This is a genomic window from Streptomyces sp. NPDC001027, assembly GCF_040299045.1.
Taxonomy (GTDB): Bacteria; Actinomycetota; Actinomycetes; order Streptomycetales; family Streptomycetaceae; genus Streptomyces.
In genome coordinates this window covers 1-2700 of sequence record NZ_JBEPBI010000478.1, presented here as the reverse complement: position 1 = coordinate 2700, position 2700 = coordinate 1, and the positions used below count along the sequence as shown (strand labels likewise).

Annotated in this window: 2 protein-coding genes; one reads left to right on the top strand and one right to left on the bottom strand. The window is 75.0% G+C overall.

Going from position 1 to position 2700, the window contains the following annotated elements; genetic code table 11:
* Nucleotides 1–77 precede the first annotated feature (77 nt).
* A complete protein-coding gene (locus ABT300_RS42980) occupies nt 78–1268 on the bottom strand; it encodes a zinc-dependent alcohol dehydrogenase (RefSeq protein WP_351688306.1) in 1191 nt (396 codons plus the stop codon).
* A gap of 232 nt (nt 1269–1500) precedes the next feature.
* On the opposite strand from ABT300_RS42980, the gene ABT300_RS42975 reads away from it, so the two are divergent.
* Nucleotides 1501–2589: a DUF3048 domain-containing protein gene (locus tag ABT300_RS42975; RefSeq protein ID WP_351688303.1), complete on the top strand. Its 1089-nt coding sequence runs from the start codon at nt 1501–1503 to the stop codon at nt 2587–2589.
* Nucleotides 2590–2700: the final 111 nt, after the last annotated feature.

Below are 2700 nucleotides of genomic sequence, written 5' to 3'. Positions count from 1 at the left end.
GCCCACTGCACCCGCGGCGCCCACTGCCCCCTCAGCCCCCACTGCACCCGCGGCGCCTACGGCACCCGCGGCCCGGGCTACGGCGTCATCAGGACCTTGACCGCGCCGTCCTGCTTGCGCTGGAACATCTCGTACGCGTGCGGGGCGTCCGCCAGCGGCACCCGGTGGGTGGCGAAGTCGTCGACGCCGAGCGGGTCGTCGTCGGTGAGATAGGGCAAAATCCGGTCGGTCCAGCGGCGCACGTTCGCCTGCCCCATGCGGATCTGCAGCTGCTTGTCGAACATGGTGAGCATGGGCAGCGGATCGGCCATGCCGCCGTACACGCCGACCAGGGAGAGCGTGCCGCCGCGGCGCACCAGCTCGATGCCGGTGTGCAGGGCGGCGAGCCGGTCGACGCTGAAACGCTCGGAAAGCGGTCCGCTGAGTTTCCGCGGCAGCAGCGCCGAGGCGTTCTGGACCATCCGGGCGGCCGCGCTGCCGTGCGCCTCGGTGCCGACGGCGTCGATCACGGCGTCCGGGCCTCGGCCGTCGGTCTCGTCGCGGATGGCGGCGACCAGCTCCTTCTCGCTGTCGAAGCTGCGCAGGTCGTACGTCTCCACGCCCCGCGCTCGGGCCCGGCGCAGTCGGTCGCCGACCAGGTCCACCCCGAAGACCCGGCCCGCACCGCGCACCTGGGCCACCCGGCAGGCCATGTCGCCGATGGGGCCGAGGCCCAGCACGGCGACGCTGCCGCCCTCCGGCACGTCCGCGTACTCGACCGCCTGCCAGGCGGTGGGCAGGACGTCGGAGAGGTAGACGAAGCGGTCGTCGGACGGGCCCTCGGGCACCTTGATGGGGCCGAACTGCGCCTGGGGCACGCGCAGGTACTCGGCCTGGGCGCCCGGCACCGCGCCGTACAGCCGGGTGTAGCCGAAGATCGCGGCGCCCATGCCCTCGCCGCTGACCTGGGTGGTCTCGCACTGGGTGGGCAGGGAGTTCAGGCACATCCAACAGTCGCCGCAGGCGATCTGGAACGGCACCACGACCCGGTCGCCGGCCTTCAGGTCGGGCACGGCCGCGCCGACCTCCTCGACGATGCCCATGGGCTCGTGTCCCAGGATGTCGCCCGGGGTCATGAACGGGGTGAGCACCTCGTAGAGGTGCAGGTCGGAGCCGCACAGCCCGGTGGACGTGATGCGGATGACGGCGTCCGTCGGTTCCTGGATGGTCGGGTCGGGCACGGTGGCCACCCGCACGTCCCGCTTGCCCTGCCAGGTCACAGCCTTCATCGTGCCGCACTCCCTCCGCCGGCCGGTCCGTCCCGGCGGGTCCGGGGGCCCCGGGTCCTGGCTGCCGCCCGGGTACCCGAGCCGCCGTCCCCGAACCGCGGCGACGGCCGCTCACGGTCACGGATGGCCGCCGTCGCCGGTCGAGCGCACAATCGAGACACCGAACGGGGTGGACACGATGAGCGCGAGAGATCCGAGTCGTCCGAGACGCTCCGGGCGTCCCGCGCGCGCGGTGCGCGCAGGACGCTCCCCGGCCGCGGCGGCGCTGCTGGCCTCGGCGCTGGCTGCCGCTCTGGCGGTCTCGCTCACGGCGGGCTGCACGACGTCCCGGGAGCCTTCGGGGGACGACGGGCGCAGCGCGTCGCGCACGGCGAGCCCCGGCGGGGACCGGCCGAGCGCCGCCACCGCCCCCGTGCTCGCCGTGAAGATCGACAACGCGCCGGCCGCCCGCCCGCAGACCGGTCTCGACGCGGCGGACGTCGTGTACGTGGAGCAGGTCGAGGGCGGGCTGAGCCGGCTGATGGCGGTGTACGCCACGCGTCTGCCGAAGGCGGTCGGGCCGGTGCGCAGCGCCCGCGAGTCCGATCTGGAGCTGCTGCGTCAGTTCCACCAGCCGGTGCTGGCGTTCTCCGGGGCGCAGGGCAGGCTGCTGCCGCTGATCGACAGGGCCCCGCTGGACGCCGTCACGCCCTCCGACGCGTCGGGCGCGTACGTCCGCGGCGCGGACCGGGCGGCGCCGCACAACCTGTTTCTGCGCCCGAACGATCTGCTGCCCTCCGCTCCGGGCGCCGCCGCGCTGACGACGGGGTTCCGGTACGGGCCTGCGCCTGCGGGCGGCACCGCGGCGGCCTCGCGCACCGTGCGCTTCCCGGCCGCTCGCTTCGCCTTCACCTGGTCCGCGAGCAGGGCGGGCTGGCTGGTCTCCACGGACGGCGCAGCGACCCGGACGAGCGACGGACGGCCCCTGGCGCCGGCCACGGTGGTCGTGCAGTACGTGAAGGTGCGCGCGTCGCGCTTCCACGACTTCCTGGGCAACAACACGCCGTACACCGAGACGGTGGGCTCGGGAAAGGCGCAGGTGCTGCGGGACGGGCGTGCCTACGACGTGAACTGGAAGCGCGGCACGGCGACGGACGGCACCGACTTCACCGCCGCGGACGGCACACCGGTCGCCTTCGCCCGGGGTCAGGTGTGGGTGGTCTTCGCGAACGCCTCCGAGGCCTCGTCCACGGCTTCGACCTCGTCCGCGGCCTCGGCGCCGCACGCGTCCCGGGCCGCGCAGGCGTCACCGGACGACCCGCTCGCCGCGCACGTGCCGTGACCGGCCGGCCGGCCGGACCGGGACGCGTCGGTGCGCCCGGAGCGGCGGTGCGCACGGGCGGGGAGCCCGGAGCGGCCCGCCGGCGCGGACGGACGCGCGGGCCGATCAGGA